This is a genomic window from Gillisia limnaea DSM 15749 (genome assembly GCF_000243235.1).
GTDB lineage: Bacteria > Bacteroidota > Bacteroidia > Flavobacteriales > Flavobacteriaceae > Gillisia > Gillisia limnaea.
Genome location: NZ_JH594606.1, coordinates 264,246 through 281,019, shown reverse-complemented (window position 1 = coordinate 281,019; position 16,774 = coordinate 264,246). Strand labels below are relative to the sequence as shown.

Annotated in this window: 14 protein-coding genes; 13 read left to right on the top strand and 1 reads right to left on the bottom strand. The window is 38.8% G+C overall.

All coding sequences use genetic code 11. From position 1 onward, the window contains the following. The first annotated feature begins 100 nt into the window (after nt 1-100). The 5 genes from GILLI_RS03010 to GILLI_RS02990 all read left to right on the top strand — a co-directional run bounded on the left by GILLI_RS03010 (nt 101) and on the right by GILLI_RS02990 (nt 4,890). Nucleotides 101-478, top strand: a complete 378-nt coding sequence (locus GILLI_RS03010) for a hypothetical protein (protein ID WP_006987651.1) — start codon at nt 101-103, stop codon at nt 476-478. Between the two features lie 11 nt (nt 479-489). Beyond that, on the top strand, nt 490-1,221 hold the full coding sequence (locus tag GILLI_RS03005; protein WP_006987650.1) for a hypothetical protein: 732 nt from the start codon (nt 490-492) through the stop codon (nt 1,219-1,221). A gap of 422 nt (nt 1,222-1,643) precedes the next feature. Continuing rightward, a complete protein-coding gene (locus GILLI_RS03000; protein ID WP_006987649.1) occupies nt 1,644-2,432 on the top strand; it encodes a sensor histidine kinase in 789 nt (262 codons plus the stop codon). Continuing rightward, nucleotides 2,429-3,061: a response regulator transcription factor gene (locus tag GILLI_RS02995; protein ID WP_006987648.1), complete on the top strand. Its 633-nt coding sequence runs from the start codon at nt 2,429-2,431 to the stop codon at nt 3,059-3,061. Before GILLI_RS03000 ends, GILLI_RS02995 begins: the two co-directional genes overlap by 4 nt. Nucleotides 3,062-3,366: 305 nt before the next feature. Beyond that, nucleotides 3,367-4,890: a bifunctional GNAT family N-acetyltransferase/carbon-nitrogen hydrolase family protein gene (locus tag GILLI_RS02990; RefSeq protein WP_006987647.1), complete on the top strand. Its 1,524-nt coding sequence runs from the start codon at nt 3,367-3,369 to the stop codon at nt 4,888-4,890. Between the two features lie 69 nt (nt 4,891-4,959). Here the strand turns inward: GILLI_RS02990 and GILLI_RS02985 are convergent, their stop codons facing one another. Next, the gene (locus GILLI_RS02985) at nt 4,960-6,330 is read right to left on the bottom strand and encodes an MATE family efflux transporter (RefSeq protein WP_006987646.1); all 1,371 of its coding nucleotides are present in this window, start codon (nt 6,328-6,330) and stop codon (nt 4,960-4,962) included. Between the two features lie 415 nt (nt 6,331-6,745). On the opposite strand from GILLI_RS02985, the gene ilvD reads away from it, so the two are divergent. From ilvD to argC, 8 genes are all read left to right on the top strand, one after another. Then, nucleotides 6,746-8,419 (top strand): dihydroxy-acid dehydratase, encoded by a 1,674-nt coding sequence (gene ilvD, locus GILLI_RS02980; RefSeq protein WP_006987645.1) that lies wholly within the window; start codon nt 6,746-6,748, stop codon nt 8,417-8,419. Between the two features lie 11 nt (nt 8,420-8,430). Continuing rightward, a complete protein-coding gene (gene ilvB, locus GILLI_RS02975; RefSeq protein ID WP_006987644.1) occupies nt 8,431-10,164 on the top strand; it encodes a biosynthetic-type acetolactate synthase large subunit in 1,734 nt (577 codons plus the stop codon). Further along, nucleotides 10,164-10,700 carry an acetolactate synthase small subunit gene (gene ilvN, locus GILLI_RS02970; protein ID WP_006987643.1) on the top strand — a complete coding sequence of 179 codons (537 nt, stop codon included), beginning with the start codon at nt 10,164-10,166 and terminating at the stop codon, nt 10,698-10,700. The genes ilvB and ilvN overlap by 1 nt, the downstream gene beginning before the upstream one ends. 82 nt (nt 10,701-10,782) lie before the next feature. Next, on the top strand, nt 10,783-12,255 hold the full coding sequence (gene ilvC / locus GILLI_RS02965; protein WP_006987642.1) for a ketol-acid reductoisomerase: 1,473 nt from the start codon (nt 10,783-10,785) through the stop codon (nt 12,253-12,255). Next, on the top strand, nt 12,255-13,529 hold the full coding sequence (gene ilvA / locus GILLI_RS02960; protein WP_006987641.1) for a threonine ammonia-lyase IlvA: 1,275 nt from the start codon (nt 12,255-12,257) through the stop codon (nt 13,527-13,529). The genes ilvC and ilvA overlap by 1 nt, the downstream gene beginning before the upstream one ends. Nucleotides 13,530-13,860: 331 nt before the next feature. Further along, entirely contained in the window at nt 13,861-14,487 is a 627-nt protein-coding gene (locus GILLI_RS02955) for a GNAT family N-acetyltransferase (protein ID WP_006987640.1), read from the top strand. Between the two features lie 92 nt (nt 14,488-14,579). Next, entirely contained in the window at nt 14,580-15,764 is a 1,185-nt protein-coding gene (locus GILLI_RS02950; RefSeq protein WP_006987639.1) for an argininosuccinate synthase, read from the top strand. After that, nucleotides 15,764-16,729, top strand: a complete 966-nt coding sequence (gene argC, locus GILLI_RS02945) for an N-acetyl-gamma-glutamyl-phosphate reductase (RefSeq protein ID WP_006987638.1) — start codon at nt 15,764-15,766, stop codon at nt 16,727-16,729. Before GILLI_RS02950 ends, argC begins: the two co-directional genes overlap by 1 nt. Nucleotides 16,730-16,774 lie beyond the last annotated feature (45 nt).

Below are 16,774 nucleotides of genomic sequence, written 5' to 3'. Positions count from 1 at the left end.
CACAAGGGTATTTTTCCCCTTTTTTAAATTTAGGGAAGGTTTAACCTAATTATTTTTCTATTTTTATCTTAACTTAATTTTAAGAAGCATAAGAAACAATATGAATCGTCCAAAGAAATGTATTAGTGTAGAAGAGGCCAGGGGTCTTCAGGCTAACTGGAAAAACTCCAGGGGAAAAGAGATCTTGCGGGGTCAGGGATATGAAGATACCCGCGAATTTTCATTTAGCGTTGAAGAACTTCAGGAATATCTTGATTATGTAAAGGAAAAATCCAGGGAACAAGGGATAGAAAATCCCGGAATTAGGATTTATTTTGCCGCTTATCCAAAAAACGGCCCAAAGAAAAGCTATAGTACCGTTTTTTTGGCACCTACCAAAGGCGGAGAAGCCTTAGAAGAAGAGGAAAAGAATGAAAACAATTACGAGATCGAGCCCTTAAATACTGTTATGGGCGGCAGGCCTCCAACAGAATATTAATCTTTTAAGAATTGCTGGAATATTACCTGGAAGACCTTTTTATAGGACACTTTGTCGAATTATTGGCTGCATTGGCAGGTACCTATTATTTATTTAAAACTCCGCATCCCAAAAGTATAATACGGCTGTTTGTATATTTTTTATGGTTAACGGTGTTTGTAGAAATGGTTGGTTTATATGCAGTATATGCATACTTTACTGATTATAAAGGACTTGAATTTTTAAGGAATTCCCCATTTGAAAGAAATTACTGGTTGTATAATTCTTATTATTTGGTGTCCTTTACGACGTATTTTTTCTTTTTTATTCTCCATCTAAATTCAGCTAAAATAAGGCGTATATTAACTTTTACAGCTTTGTTTTTCGGGATTACAGTAATAATAAACCTTGTTTTTTCCAAAATTTTCTTCATTGGATATTCTGCTTATACTTCAGTTTCTGGAACCCTTATTTTAATAATTTGCATCATGGCCTATTATTATGAAATGCTCAAAAGTGACAAAATCCTGAATTTTTATAAAAATCTGGTATTTTATGTATCGGTTGGGGGATTGATCTGGCATTTGGTTGTAACCCCTTTATTTATTTACAGCAAATATTTTACCACTGCAAGTCCGGATTTTGTCGCATTACATGGCTTAATTATTTTTCTTTCCAATGTGTTTATGTATGGTATGTTTATCTTGGGATTTATAATTTCCTCAAAGCAAAGTAAGCCAAACGGGGTATATTTGGAATATTGAAAATTTGTAAAGATGCCTATAAGCATTAATGGTTATCGTATACCAAAAGAACAATCCTTTTAATTAAAACCCTTTAAAAAAAAATGGATACTTACAAAATAACAGGGTTTTGGTTCCGGAAAGATGAAATATAGAATAAATTTTATAGATTAAGATTTTAAAAATCGATTGAAAGAAATTGGGAAAATAAAAAAGTGCCGTCAAAATAAAATACTTATAGCCCTACCTATTTATATTTTTTTTACAGACGACACTTTATTTTCCCCAAAACACTTTAGCTAACTAAAATGACAATACGAAAGTAGATCATGTAAAAAAGGACTACAAGGGGCTTTTTCCCCTTTTTTATCTGAAAGTAGAAGGTTATGTTAAATTTTATACCTTATTTTTGAGTATCCTAATAATAGAATAAGGGTTAAAATATGCTGGCAAAAGAAGAACTTATACTTATAGTTTATTTTATTGTGGTCATTTTATTCCTGACAACCTTCGGGATCGTATTTTTTATCACCTTTCAAAAGCGAAAAAATAAGCTTATTTATGAAAAATTTGAAGCTGAAAAACGTTTCGAAAAGGAACTCACCCAATCTAAACTGGAAATACAGGAACAAACCTTAAAGAATGTAGGCTGGGAACTGCACGATAATATTGGGCAATTATTGTCTGTGGCCAATATGCAGCTTAATATGCTTGCCGGGAAAACTGAAGAGCCGGGAAAATCTGCTATAGCCGAAATTAAAGCGGTGGTTGCAAATTCCCTGCAGGAAGTACGTTCCCTTTCCAAATCCCTGAATAACGAAGTTGTTCATTATGCGGGCTTGGAAGCTTCGGTTAAAAATGAACTTTCCAGATTTAAAAGGCTAAATATTTTAGAAACAGAATTTCATAGTGCAGGAGAAAGCATAGAGCTCCCTCAAAAAGATGCTATTATCCTATTCCGGATCCTTCAGGAATTTTGTAGCAATGCGATTAAACATTCAAAAGCGGAAAAACTAGAGATATCATTTTGTTATACTCCTGTAGCCTTGAAAATTCAGGCATCAGATAATGGAACCGGTTTTAACACAGAGAAAGTACAAAAAAGTTCCGGCCTTTTGAATATGAAAAGTAGGGCAGAACTTATTCAAACAGACTTTAGTTTAAAATCTTCTGAAACTATGGGAACTTCTTTATATTTACTTTATCCAATCAAGGAAATAGCATCAAAATGAACAAAACGATCGCGATTGTTGATGACCACAATCTTTTTGCACAATCCCTAAAGGGGCTTGTGAATTCTTTTCAGGAATACGAAGTCCTCTCGGTATTTAAGAATGGACAGGAACTAATAGATTATTTTTTGGCCAATAAAAAACATCCGGACATAGTCTTGCTCGATATTCGAATGCCGGTTTTGAATGGCATTGAGACTATGGAGTGGCTTAAGGATAAGTATCCTTCGCAAAAAGTGCTGGCTTTAACTATGGAGCACGAGGAAGAGATCATTATCAAAATGATAAAGACCGGTTGTAGAGGGTATTTGTTGAAGGATATAGAGCCTGATGAATTCTTTTTTGCACTTAATTGTGTAAGCAATTCCGGCTATTATTTAAATGAAGATTTTTCTGAAGCACTTAAATGTCCTAAGGAACAAAAAACATTTAAGAATTTTAGTCAGCGGGAAATTGAATTTATCAATTTGGCCTGTAGTGAACGCACGTATAAGCAAGTTGCTGATGAGATGAACCTTAGCCCAAAAACCATTGACGGTTACCGGGAAGCTTTGTTTCAAAAGCTGGAATTAAAAAGCAGGGTAGGGCTGGTTCTTTTCGCAGTTAAAAATAAGATGGTAAGTTTCTAGTTCAAGCTTCTTTGCTTCGCAACCCAAAGCAACGCTGGCCTTTTTGTAGATTTTAATCCCCCTCATTGAGGGTTTAATTCCTTAATGCTCCCATCGCATTAGGGCGAAATTTCTTCGGAATTCCGGATATTTCTGGCTTTTAAATATGTCGGGAACTTTCTTTTCGGTTATTTTTTAATTCATAGCAAAGCTCAAAAGTTTCTGTTTTTTCTTCAGCTTTACCGGCTTTAACTTATTTTAACCTGAGAATCTTCAGAATAAATGATTTCCTGAGTATCTTCGCAGCCTACTAATTAAATACGTACGTGATAGATTCAGCTAAAATAGAATTAAGGAATTTAAGATTAAAGGATTATCAGCAATTGAAGATATCCATGATCAAAAGCTATAAAACAATGGCCGATGAATACTGGAGCAAGGCTGAGATCAAAACGCTTATCAATAAATTTCCCGATGGTCAGTTTTGTATTGAGATCGATGGTAAAATTGCTGGTTGTGCTTTGTCCATAATTGTAGATTATGATAAATTCGACGCAAATCATAAATATGAGGACATAATTGGAGGAGAAAATTTTTCAACGCATACCAAGATAGGGGATGTTCTTTACGGAATAGATGTCTTTATACATCCGGATTATCGTGGAATGAGATTGGGCCGCAGATTGTATGAGGCCAGAAAGGAACTTTGCGAACAACTAAACCTAAAAGCCATAATTTTTGGCGGTCGTATCCCGAATTACGCAGGTTATGCTGAAGAACTAACTCCAAAAAAATATATTGACAAGGTAAAGCTGAAGGAAATACACGATCCTGTTTTATCATTTCAGCTGTCCAATGATTTTCACGTAAAGAAGGTGATCAAAGGATATTTGCCGGGAGACGAGGATAGCATGGAATTTGCAACTTTAATGGAATGGAATAATATCTATTACACCAAAGAGAAAAAGCTTATCGATACCAAGAAGACAGTAGTTAGACTGGGATTGGTACAATGGCAAATGCGACTGTTTAAAGATTATGATTCTTTGGTCTCTCAAATAGAATTTTTTGTAGATGCAGTGAGCGATTATCAAAGTGATTTTATCCTGTTTCCGGAATTGTTCAATGCTCCCTTGATGGCGCAGTTTAATCATATGAATGAAGCGGAAGCAATTCGCGGACTATCTTCTTATACAGACAGGTTGCTTGAAACTTTCCGGGAATTTGCAATGAATTATAATATAAATATCATCACAGGAAGTATGCCTCAGGTAGTAGGGGAACATATGCATAATGTAGGATTTCTTTGCAGAAGGGATGGTAGTTATGAAAAATATGAAAAACTGCATATTACCCCGGCTGAAGAATCTGCGTGGGGAATGAAGGGAGGAAATATCCTTGAAACCTATGATACAGATTGCGGTAAAATTGGCGTGTTGATTTGTTACGATGTTGAATTTCCAGAACTTCCCCGCTTATTGGCAGAAGAAGGGATGAATATACTTTTCGTACCTTTTATGACCGATACCCAGAACGGGTATTCCCGGGTTAAAATTTGCGCCCAATCCAGGGCGGTAGAAAATGAATGTTATGTCGCTATTGCGGGATCTGTAGGGAATTTGCCCAAAGTAAACAACATGGATATTCAATATGCACAAAGTGCGGTTTTCACCCCTTCAGATTTTGCATTTCCTGTGAACGGGATCAAAGCTGAAGCAACTCCCAATACCGAAAGCACGCTCCTTGTAGATGTGGATCTGGATCTCCTGAAGGAATTACATGCTTTTGGAAGTGTACGGAATATGAAAGACCGAAGGAAGGATCTTTATTCCCTGAAACGGAAGAATTAGTTTTAAGAAGCTTAAACCCAAAAATATAAACCTGCCGCAAAGTCCTCCAATTTTGCGGCAGTATCATTTTTAATCCCTCATCCTAAAAGCCCGTATCTTCCAGTATCCCATTTTAAAATAGATATATCCTGCAATGGCAGCTATAAGGTTGGAGATAGGAAAAGACCACCAAATGCCTTCATATCCCAGAGAAGTGTTATAGGAAAGCACATAAGCCAGCGGAAACCGGACAACCCACAAACTCATAATCGAGATAAGCATGGAAGCCTTGGTGAATCCTGCCCCGTTAAAAGTTCCGTTCATGACCTGTTGTACTCCCAACAGCCCGAAACTTGGAGCCATAATTTTTATAAATAAGGCTCCGTCCTTAATAACGTCCGGATCGTTTGGAATAAAGAAGGCTGTTAAAGGTTCAGCAACGAGGAACAGGATAATTCCTAAACCGGTAAGTCCAAAGAAAGCGATCTTATTGCTCAAATTGGCAACCTGTTCTGCTCTTTTAATTTTTCGTGCGCCAATATTCTGGCCTACCAGGGAAGTAGTTGCAATCCCTAATCCCAGCGCTGGAATAACGATGAGACTCAAAATCCTGGCCCCAATCCCGTAAGCCGCGACGATCTCGCTTCCAAAACTGGTAACGATAATAACCATCATCGTCATTCCCAATGCTCTGGTAGATTGTTCCACACTGGCAGGGAACCCAAGATTGAATATCTTCCGAAGACTTTTCATATCAAAATACATAGAAGAAAAGCTAATCTTTATGCCGTGTTTTCCCCGCAGTAAAATGGCAATCCCTATCACTGCAGATATCCCCTGGGTGATCACACTTGCCCAGGCAGCACCGGCAACTCCATAACCCGGAATGGGCCCATATCCATAAATAAACAGAGGATCCAATACCAGATTAAGAAATACGGTAATAAGGATGATATAAACAGGAAGCATCACATTTCCAATCCCCCGCATTAGGGACTGAAAAATGAAAAACATAAAAAGGAAGATAAATCCAAAGGAGGAAACCTTAAAATAGGCTACAGAATCATCATAGATTTCAGGCCCGGCACCAATGATATTCATTAAAGGTCCGGCTGAAAAATAGCTTAGAACGGCCAGAAGACCGGAAATAATAAAAATCAGGAAAACACTTTGGGACGAACTGAAATCCACCATTTTTTGATTATCGGCTCCTTTATAATTAGAGACCATAACGGTTCCCGCCAGGGTTAATCCTGTTCCAAGAGATAGAACGAGAAAAAGGACAGGAAAACTTAAACTCACTGCAGCTACTGCATTGGCGCCTAACCTTCCCAGCCAGAAAGTATCGATGAGCTGATAGGTTGTTTGCAGGATATTCGCAAAAATAATGGGAAGCGCTAAACTTAAAAGAGAATTGAAAATCCTGCCTTCTGTATATTTATTCCTTATTTCTGTTTTCATTATCTGCAAAATTAAAGGAATAATAAAGCGCTGCTTACTAAATTTTACTTAATATATTTTTTAATCCCACAAAAGGGCTTAATCCCCAGATGCCCTCTGATCCCACTCGGGCGTGATTTCATCAAAATTCTTATTATTTCTTCCTTTTATATACCTCGTTAACTTGCTACAGGGTAATTGATGTTGTCAATTTCCGCAGATCGTTATCGATTGATTTCTTCTCAGAAATCAATGAAGCTTTTAAAATTTCCCCATTGTTTTATAGACTCAGAAGCCGTAAATAAATACAGCTTAAATAACTGGAAATCAATATTTTAGTGTTCATATTTTATGATTGAGAGTAATCGAAGCCTTTAAATAATTCTCACAAGCTTCTTTTAAGAAAGTAGTTTTATAACATATTTCTAAAAAAATAATGAAGAATACATACAGCCAAATATTAACTCAAAGCGATTCCCAGCCGGGAGCACAGGCCATGTTGCACGCCATAGGCCTTACCAAAGAGGACTTTAAAAAGCCATTTGTGGGCATAGCAAGTACCGGATACGAAGGTAATCCGTGTAATATGCACCTTAATGACCTTGCCAAACTGGTAAAAAAGGGAAGTAATGAAAACGGACTCGTAGGTTTGATCTTCAATACCATTGGAGTGAGTGATGGGATTTCCATGGGAACCCCCGGGATGCGTTATTCTTTGCCCTCCCGTGATATAATAGCCGATTCTATAGAAACGGTGATTCATGCGATGTCTTATGATGCACTTATAACCGTTGTAGGTTGCGATAAAAATATGCCGGGTGCACTTATGGCTATGCTACGCATAAACAGGCCTGCCATTCTTGTTTATGGAGGAACAATCGCTTCAGGATGCCATAATGGAAAGAAACTCGATGTGGTTTCTGCCTTTGAAGCCTGGGGAGCGAAGACAGCCGGAGATATCGACAAGGAAGAATATGATGCTATAATCGAAAAAGCCTGTCCGGGAGCCGGAGCTTGTGGAGGAATGTACACCGCAAACACTATGGCTTCTGCCATTGAAGCTTTAGGGATGGCATTGCCTTATAATTCTTCCAATCCTGCAGTGGGAGAAGAGAAACAAATCGAAAGCGAACAAGCCGGAAAGGCGATAGGTTTATTGATAGAAAAAGATATCAAACCCAGGGACATCGTTACTAAAAGGTCTATAGAGAATGCAATTAGGTTGATTACTGTCCTTGGCGGTTCTACAAACGCCGTACTGCATTTTCTGGCAATAGCAAGAGCTGCTGAAGTAGATTTTAACTTGAAAGATTTTCAGCGAATTTGCGATACCACTCCCTTTTTAGCCGATCTAAAACCCAGCGGAAAATATGCCATGGAAGATGTTCATAAAATAGGAGGGATTCCGGCAGTATTAAAATATATGCTGGAGGAAGGACTCTTGCATGGTGATTGCCTCACCGTCACGGGAAAGAGCCTTGCAGAAAACCTGAAAGAAGTTCCGGAGCTTATCCATGATCAGGATGTGATCCGGCCTTTGAGCAACCCTATTAAGAAAACGGGGCATATAAGAATGTTGTACGGCAATTTAGCCACAGAAGGATCGGTTGCAAAAATAACCGGAAAGGAAGGTTTGGTTTTTACGGGAACAGCAAATGTTTTTAACAGTGAGTATGATGCCAATGATGGGATTTCTGCAGGGAAAGTCAAAAAAGGAGAGGTGATTGTCATTCGGTACGAGGGGCCAAAAGGAGGCCCGGGAATGCCTGAAATGCTAAAGCCAACTTCAGCTATTATGGGCGCTGGTTTAGGAAAAGAGGTTGCTTTGATTACCGATGGACGATTTTCTGGAGGAACCCATGGATTTGTGGTTGGCCACATTACACCAGAGGCTCAGGAAGGCGGTTTGCTGGCATTGGTTGAAAACGGAGATGAAATAACCATAAATGCCGAAACCAATAGTATTGAGGTGAACCTTTCTTCCGAAGAAATTGAAAAAAGAAGGAAAAACTGGAAAGCTCCGGCTTTAAAATATACCAATGGAGTGTTGTACAAATATGCAAAAACAGTTTCATCGGCCTCCCGAGGATGTGTGACCGATGAATTTTAACAAGTTGAATTATGGAAGTGAAAACAGCTAATTTTGAAAAGAAAACCATTCATTCCACCACAACCGTTTCCGGTGCGGAAGCGGTGATAAAATGTTTGCTGGAAGAAGGGATTGATACCATTTACGGGTATCCCGGAGGTGCAATTATGCCCGTATATGATGAATTGTATAAATACCAGGATAAGCTACATCACGTGCTTACCCGTCACGAACAGGGAGCTACTCATGCAGCTCAGGGATATGCCAGGGTTACGGGAAAAGTGGGCGTGGCAATAGCCACTTCGGGACCGGGAGCTACCAATTTAATCACCGGGATTGCCGATGCCCAAATAGATTCTACGCCGCTTATTTGTATCACAGGCCAGGTGGGATCTCATTTGCTGGGAAGCGATGCTTTTCAGGAAATCGATATTGTTGGAATTTCAACTCCAATTACTAAATGGAATTACCAGATCACAAAAGCTTCAGAAATCCCTGAAGTATTTGCAAAAGCATTTTATATAGCTCGTTCCGGAAGGCCAGGGCCGGTATTAATAGATATCACCAAGGATGCCCAGTTTGCCTCAATGGATTTCAGCTATAAAAAATGTTCAGGGATACGGAGTTATACCCCGTTTCCTGAAGTGAATCTTTTAGCTGTTCAACGTGCTGCTGAAGCTATGAACCAGGCTAAAAAGCCACTTATTGTATTTGGGCAGGGGGTTATTCTTGGAGAGGCAGAAGCGCTTTTTAAGCAGGTGGTAGAAAAATCGGGAATTCCCGCGGCCTGGACTATTTTAGGACTTTCTGCTTTAGAAACAAAGCATCCTTTGAATGTGGGGATGGTTGGGATGCATGGAAACTACGGCCCGAATATGCTTACCAATGAATGTGATGTTTTAATAGCGATTGGAATGCGTTTTGACGACCGGGTAACGGGAAATTTGGAACAATATGCAAAGCAGGCAACGGTTATTCATTTTGAAATTGATCCCGCAGAGATCAATAAAAATGTAAAAGCAGATATTCCTGTTTTAGGGAATGTGAAGGAAACGCTTCAACTATTACTTGAATTCTTAAAACCAAATGAACATACTGCGTGGCACCAGGAATTCAAAGATTACTACGCCAAAGAATATGATAAAGTCATAAAACATGAACTTAACGCGAGTGAAGGAGAATTAAAAATGGCTGAGGTGATCGATGAGATCAATACCTGTTTTAAAGGAGATGCCATTATAGTTTCAGATGTTGGACAACATCAGATGGTTGCCTGCAGGTATGCAAAATTCAATTCGTCCCGTAGCAATGTGACTTCGGGCGGATTAGGTACCATGGGATTTGCGCTTCCTGCAGCTCTGGGTGCAAAAATGGGCTGTCCGGACCGTGAAGTGGTTGCTATTATTGGAGATGGCGGTTACCAGATGACCATTCAGGAATTGGGGACCATCTTTCAAACCAAATCGGCGGTAAAAATAGTGCTTTTAAACAATGGTTTCCTTGGAATGGTGCGGCAATGGCAGCAAATGTTCTTTGAACGCCGCTATGCCTCCACAGAACTCGTGAACCCGGATTTTATCACTATCGCAAAAGGCTATCATATAAAAACCAACCAGGTGACAGAGCGGTCACAGTTAAAAGATGCTGTACGGGATATGTTCGAGGCCAATGAGCCTTATTTCCTGGAGGTAAAAGTTGAAAAAGAAGAAAATGTTTTTCCTATGATCCCCACAGGAGCAGCAGTTTCAGAAATACGTTTGGAATAATGGAAAAGAAAAATTTCACAGTTTCGGTCTATACTGAAAACAATATAGGATTGTTGAGCAGGATTGCTGCAATTTTCCTGAAAAGACATATCAATATAGAAAGCATCACCGCTTCAAAAAGCGAAGTAAATGGAGTGATGCGTTTTATTATTGTGGTGAATGTAACCGAAGAAAAAGTTATAAAGATCGTTGGCCAGATAGAGAAACAAATTGAAGTGATCAAGGCTTTTTATCATACCGATGAAGAATTGATCTATCAGGAAACAGCGCTTTACAAAATAAGATCGGCAGATTTTGTTGAAGATCTCAACATTCAGGATTTTATAAAAGAAACCAATGCAAGGATAGTTACCGTTACGCCTAAGTTTTTCGTGATAGAGAAAACAGGAAAACGTCAGGAAACAGAAAATTTATACGAGAAATTAAAACCCTATGGATTGATGCAATTCGTGCGTTCCGGAACTATTGCAGTGTCCAAGAATGAAATGCAGATCTCAGAGATCCTTGAAAAATTTAATACAAATACAGTATCATAAAACGTCTATTGGAAAAATTTTCTCACGCAGGGAAATTATTATATGGATGTTACATATGACTTCTAAAACAATAAATAAACAGATGAAAAATTATTTTAACAGCCTGCCGCTACGTGAACAATTAGCCCAGTTGGGAACATGTAGATTGATGAGTTCAAATGAATTTACCGAAGGGGTTTCAGCATTAAAAAACAAAAAAATTGTCATTGTTGGCTGTGGAGCTCAGGGTCTTAATCAGGGATTAAACATGCGTGACAGCGGCCTGGATATTTCTTATGCACTAAGGGAGGGAGCTATAAAGGAGAAACGCCAGTCCTATAAAAATGCTTCAGAAAATAACTTTAAAGTAGGCACTTATGAGGATTTGATCCCGGATGCAGATCTGGTAATCAATCTCACTCCCGATAAACAGCATACTTCGGTAATAAATACGATTATGCCATTTATTAAGGAAAATGCGGTGCTTTCCTATTCCCATGGATTCAATATAGTTGAGGAAGGAATGAAGATAAGAAAGGATATCACTGTAATTATGGTGGCTCCAAAATGTCCCGGAACAGAAGTAAGGGAGGAATATAAACGCGGTTTTGGGGTGCCAACTCTTATTGCCGTCCATCCGGAAAACGATCCGCAGGGAATAGGTATGGAGTGGGCAAAAGCCTATGCAGTTGCAACCGGCGGTGATAAGGCGGGAGTATTGGAATCTTCTTTTGTAGCCGAAGTAAAATCGGATCTTATGGGAGAACAAACCATTTTATGCGGAGTTTTACAAACAGGCTCCATTTTAAGTTTTGATAAAATGGTTGCAGATGGGATTGACCCTTCCTATGCTGCAAAACTCATTCAGTATGGCTGGGAAACCATCACCGAAGCCTTGAAACACGGTGGGATCACAAATATGATGGATAGGCTTTCAAATCCGGCAAAGATCCGGGCAAATGAAATTTCTGAAGAATTAAAAGTGAAAATGCGCCCGCTTTTCAGGAAACATATGGATGATATCATTTCCGGAGATTTTAGCTCCAGAATGATGAAGGATTGGGCAAATGATGATAAGGAATTATTTGAGTGGCGCGCAGCAACCGAGAATACTGCTTTTGAAAAAACCGAAGCCACCTCTAAAGTTATAGATGAACAGGATTATTTTGATAAAGGAGTGCTATTGATATCCTTCGTGAAAGCCGGGGTAGAACTCGCTTTTGAAACCATGACCGAGGCCGGGATCATTGAAGAATCGGCTTATTATGAATCATTACACGAAGCTCCGCTTATTGCAAATACCATCGCACGAAAGAAGTTATACGAAATGAACAGGATAATTTCAGATACTGCAGAGTATGGTTGCTACCTGTTCGATCATTCCTGCAAGCCGCTTATCCAGGATTACATAACGGGGCTGGAACCGGAGTTAATAGGTAAGGTATATGTGAACGGCGGTACTGCTGTAGATAATAAAAAACTAATTGCGGTGAATGCGTCCATAAGAAATCATCCGGTTGAGAAAATTGGGAAAGAGCTTAGAGAAGCGATGACGGCAATGAAAAACTTACATTAATGAGCACGCTACTGGATAATTCCATAACCTATACGCCAACTTTAGAGGCTGTAAAGAAAGCAGCAGAACGCATTTCCAAAGTAGTGGTTAAAACCCCTTTGGGTGAATCTTTTACGTACTCTAAAAAATATGCGGCCAATATTTTCCTGAAAAGAGAAGATTTGCAGCAGGTTCGGTCCTATAAAATAAGAGGTGCTTACAATAAAATTTCCAGCCTCTCTCAGGAGCAACTGGATAAAGGGGTTATTTGTGCAAGTGCAGGAAATCATGCGCAGGGTGTAGCTTTTGCCTGTAATAAATTAAGTACTAAAGGAGTGATTTTCATGCCTGTAACAACTCCAAAACAAAAGGTGGAACAAACAGAAATGTTTGGTGGAGAGTGGGTTGAGGTGATCTTAAAAGGAGATACTTTTGATGATGCCTATAAAAATGCTGTTAAATACGGAGATTTAAACAAGCTGGTTTTTATTCATCCCTTTGATGATGAAAAAGTGATCGAAGGACAGGCAACCATTGGACTTGAAATTCTGGAACAGGCAGAAGGACCTATTGATTACGTTTTCGCACCACTAGGTGGGGGCGGACTTTTAGCCGGATTATCTTCGGTTTTTAAACAGTTATCTCCAAATACAAAAATTATAGGTGTTGAGCCGGAAGGTGCTCCCTCGATGAGTTTTTCTTTAAAAGAAGGAAAAGTGGTGGAGCTTTCAGAGATTGATCGCTTTGTGGATGGAGCTGCGGTCCAAAAAGTTGGAGCCAGGAATTTTGCTATTTGCAGGGATTGTCTTGATGATATGGTTACCGTTCCTGAAGGAAAGATATGTCAAACCATTCTGGATTTATATAACAAGGATGCAATCGTGGTAGAACCAGCAGGCGCAATGGCCATCACTGCGTTGGATTCTTTTAAGGAGGAGATCAAAGGGAAAAATGTAGTATGCATTGTAAGTGGCAGTAATAATGATATTACCAGAACTGCTGAAATCAAGGAACGGGCGCTGCTTTATGCAGGGTTGAAGCATTATTTCATCATACGTTTTCCACAAAGGGCTGGAGCCCTGAAGGAGTTTGTTGCCGATATTTTAGGTCCGGATGATGATATAACTCATTTTGAATATTCAAAAAAACATCACAAGGAAAATGGGCCTGCAGTGGTAGGAATTGAACTGAAAGATCCTGCAGATTTTGATGAACTGGTAGGTAGAATGAAAGCTAAAAATTTCTACGGGCAGTACCTCAATGATAAACCTGATTTGTTTCAGTTTTTAATTTAAAAGTTAAAAAAGGAGGATAGTACGATTTTTTTTATACATTTGAAATGTGAATTCAAATAAACAAATAATAGTATTATACCCCCGCCGCCGTTCCATTAGGTAACCGCAGCAAACACTTCGTATTGATATTTTTATTTTGAATTTTACATATTTTGAAAAACCAACTTACATTTTTTACATATTCCACTTTCAGAAATTTCTCTGAACGTTTCCCCTTACGCAATTTTTTGCCGCGCGTTAGGCGTGTATAATCCTTATGGAACTTAGGTGAGTCCGGTTCCCCTCTCGAAAAACAAAATCGCTTTTTTTTTATCACTAATTTTCTCAGAAGATGAAGATTAACATTGCTAATAACTCTCATGCGCAATACGCAGAGATCATTTGTAATACTATTGAAGATTCGGCAAAGGTTCGTGGAACCGGAATTGCCCGAAGAACTCCAGAATATATTCTAACCAAGATGGCAAATGGCAACGCTATTATAGCGCTGGAAGGGGATAAATTTGCAGGTTTTTGCTATATCGAAGTATGGGGACATGAAAAATATGTTGCCAATTCCGGATTGATAGTACATCCCGATTTCAGAAATCAGGGGCTGGCAAAAGCGATCAAAAAAGCGGTATTCGAACATTCCAGGAAGAAGTATCCCGATGCTAAAATTTTTGGAATCACCACAGGTCTGGCTGTAATGAAAATCAATTATGAACTTGGGTACCAGCCGGTGACTTTTTCAGAATTAACCGATGATGAGAGTTTCTGGAAGGGTTGTCAAACCTGCAAAAATTATGACATCTTAACCCGTACAGAAAGAAAAATGTGCCTTTGCACAGGTATGATGTATGACCCTTCTAAAAAACAGGTTCCAAAGGAAAAGAAAAGTTTTAATGAAAAGGCCTTTACCAGGTTAAAGAATATGAAAAACACGCTTTTCTATAAAAAGGAGAAAATTGAAAAATGATACTAAAGTTATAACCCCCTTTGAAAAGCGGGGTACGCTTTAAAATAGTATTAGAAAAATGTAGCTAAATCCTACGAAAAAATTCAAAAAAAATGAAAAAAGTAGTAATTGCATATAGCGGAGGACTTGATACTTCTTATTGTGCTAAATATTTATCTAAGGAAGAAAATTTCGAGGTGCATGCGGTAAGTGTAAATACCGGTGGATTTTCAGAAGAAGAGATCCATAAAATAGGTTCTAACGCAAAACTGATGGGGGCAACCTCCTATAAAAATATAAATGCGGTTTCCACATTTTATAATAAGGTAGTAAAATTCCTCGTTTTCGGGAATGTTTTGAAAAACAATACCTACCCACTTTCTGTAAGTGCTGAAAGGATTATTCAGGCCATTGAGATCGTTGATTATGCAAAAGAGATCGGGGCAGGATATATAGCTCATGGAAGTACAGGTGCTGGAAATGATCAGGTGAGATTTGATATGATCTTTCAGATACTTGCTCCCGGGATAAAAATTATTACTCCCATAAGGGATAAGCAATTAACCAGGCAGGAGGAGATTGAATATCTTAAAAAGAATGGTGTAGAACTCAACTGGGAAAAGGCGAAATATTCAGTAAATAAAGGCCTTTGGGGTACTAGTGTGGGAGGAGCAGAAACCCTGACTTCCAACAAGCCCTTGCCGGAAACGGCCTATCCATCTCAATTGGAGAAAAAAGAATCAAAACAGATGAGTCTGACTTTTACAAAAGGAGAACTTACTGCGGTAAATGAAAAGGAGAACCTTCCAGAAAAGAATATAGAAATTCTGGAAGACATCGCTTCAAAATATGCTATTGGAAGGGATATTCACGTTGGAGACACCATTATTGGAATTAAGGGTAGAGTGGGTTTTGAAGCCGCTGCCGCATTAATTACCATAAAAGCACATCATTTGCTGGAAAAACATACCCTGAGCAAATGGCAACTTCAGCATAAAGAATATATCGCCGGGTGGTATGGAACACATCTTCACGAAGGTCAATATCTGGATCCGGTGATGAGGAATATGGAAGCTTTTTTAGAAAGTTCACAGGAACAGGTGACCGGAAAAGTCTTTTTGACCTTGCATCCTTACCGCTTTGTACTCGATGGAATTGAGTCTCCATTTGATTTGATGAATAGTGATTTTGGGAATTATGGCGAGGAAAATAAAGCATGGACTGCCAATGATGCTAAAGGATTTATTAAGATCTTATCAAATTCAGGAAAGATATACCAACACGTAAAACAAAACTGATGATACAAGCAGGAATTATAGGTGGAGCTGGATATACAGCCGGGGAGCTCATCAGGATATTACTAAGGCATCCGGAAGTCAACCTGAATTTTATTTACAGTACTTCTCAGGCAGGGAAACCTGTTTCCCATATTCATCAGGACTTGTTGGGAGAAACAGAACTTAGCTTTAGTGGAGATATCTCTAAAGATGTAGATGTGTTATTTTTATGTTTAGGCCATGGGAATTCGATGCAATTCCTGAAAGAGAATGATTTTTCAGAAATCACGAAGATCATAGACCTTAGTACCGATTACAGGATGGCTTCTAAAGATCATTCTTTTGTATATGGTTTGCCTGAATTTAACAGGGAAGCAATAAAAAAAGCACATTTCATAGCAAACCCGGGTTGTTTTGCAACGGCTATCAGTCTGGCTATTTTGCCGCTTGCAGCAGAGAATCTTCTAAAGGATGCTGTTCATGTAAATGCAGTGACCGGCGCAACCGGCGCAGGAACTTCGCTTACGGAAACCACTCATTTTGCCTGGCGGGACAATAATTTTTCGGCCTATAAAGCTTTTGAACATGAGCATTTAAATGAGATTGGACAGAGCGTAAAAATGCTTCAGACAGCGCATGATCACGAAATAAATTTTATTCCCAACCGCGGTAATTTTTCCCGCGGAATTCACGCTACCGCTTATACGAAGTTTAGCGGAAGTCTTGAAAATGCCATTGAAATTTATAAACGGACTTATAATGAAGCGGCCTTCACCTTTGTTGTTGAAGAAGAAATTCATTTGAAGCAGGTTGTGAACACCAATAAATGCCTTCTGAAACTTCAAAAATTCGGGGATAAGCTATTAATTACCAGTGTGATAGATAATTTATTGAAAGGAGCATCCGGGCAGGCAGTTCAAAATATGAATTTGATGTTTGAGTTTGAAGAATCTACCGGACTGAAATTAAAAGCGAATTATTTTTAAATTTAATTTAGACTTAAAGGGTTTTCAAAACTTTTTAAGTCTTTT

Excerpts from the sequence above, each read along its gene's own strand:
- GILLI_RS03010 (WP_006987651.1), top strand. The coding sequence starts at position 101 with ATGAATCGTCCAAAGAAATGTATTAGTGTAGAAGAGGCCAGGGGTCTT.
- GILLI_RS02950 (WP_006987639.1), top strand. The coding sequence starts at position 14,580 with ATGAAAAAAGTAGTAATTGCATATAGCGGAGGACTTGATACTTCTTAT.
- ilvD (WP_006987645.1), top strand. The coding sequence starts at position 6,746 with ATGAAGAATACATACAGCCAAATATTAACTCAAAGCGATTCCCAGCCG.
- GILLI_RS02955 (WP_006987640.1), top strand. The coding sequence starts at position 13,861 with ATGAAGATTAACATTGCTAATAACTCTCATGCGCAATACGCAGAGATC.
- argC (WP_006987638.1), top strand. The coding sequence starts at position 15,764 with ATGATACAAGCAGGAATTATAGGTGGAGCTGGATATACAGCCGGGGAG.
- GILLI_RS03000 (WP_006987649.1), top strand. The coding sequence starts at position 1,644 with ATGCTGGCAAAAGAAGAACTTATACTTATAGTTTATTTTATTGTGGTC.
- ilvN (WP_006987643.1), top strand. The coding sequence starts at position 10,164 with ATGGAAAAGAAAAATTTCACAGTTTCGGTCTATACTGAAAACAATATA.
- ilvB (WP_006987644.1), top strand. The coding sequence starts at position 8,431 with ATGGAAGTGAAAACAGCTAATTTTGAAAAGAAAACCATTCATTCCACC.
- GILLI_RS02995 (WP_006987648.1), top strand. The coding sequence starts at position 2,429 with ATGAACAAAACGATCGCGATTGTTGATGACCACAATCTTTTTGCACAA.
- GILLI_RS02985 (WP_006987646.1), bottom strand. The coding sequence starts at position 6,330 with ATGAAAACAGAAATAAGGAATAAATATACAGAAGGCAGGATTTTCAAT.
- ilvC (WP_006987642.1), top strand. The coding sequence starts at position 10,783 with ATGAAAAATTATTTTAACAGCCTGCCGCTACGTGAACAATTAGCCCAG.
- ilvA (WP_006987641.1), top strand. The coding sequence starts at position 12,255 with ATGAGCACGCTACTGGATAATTCCATAACCTATACGCCAACTTTAGAG.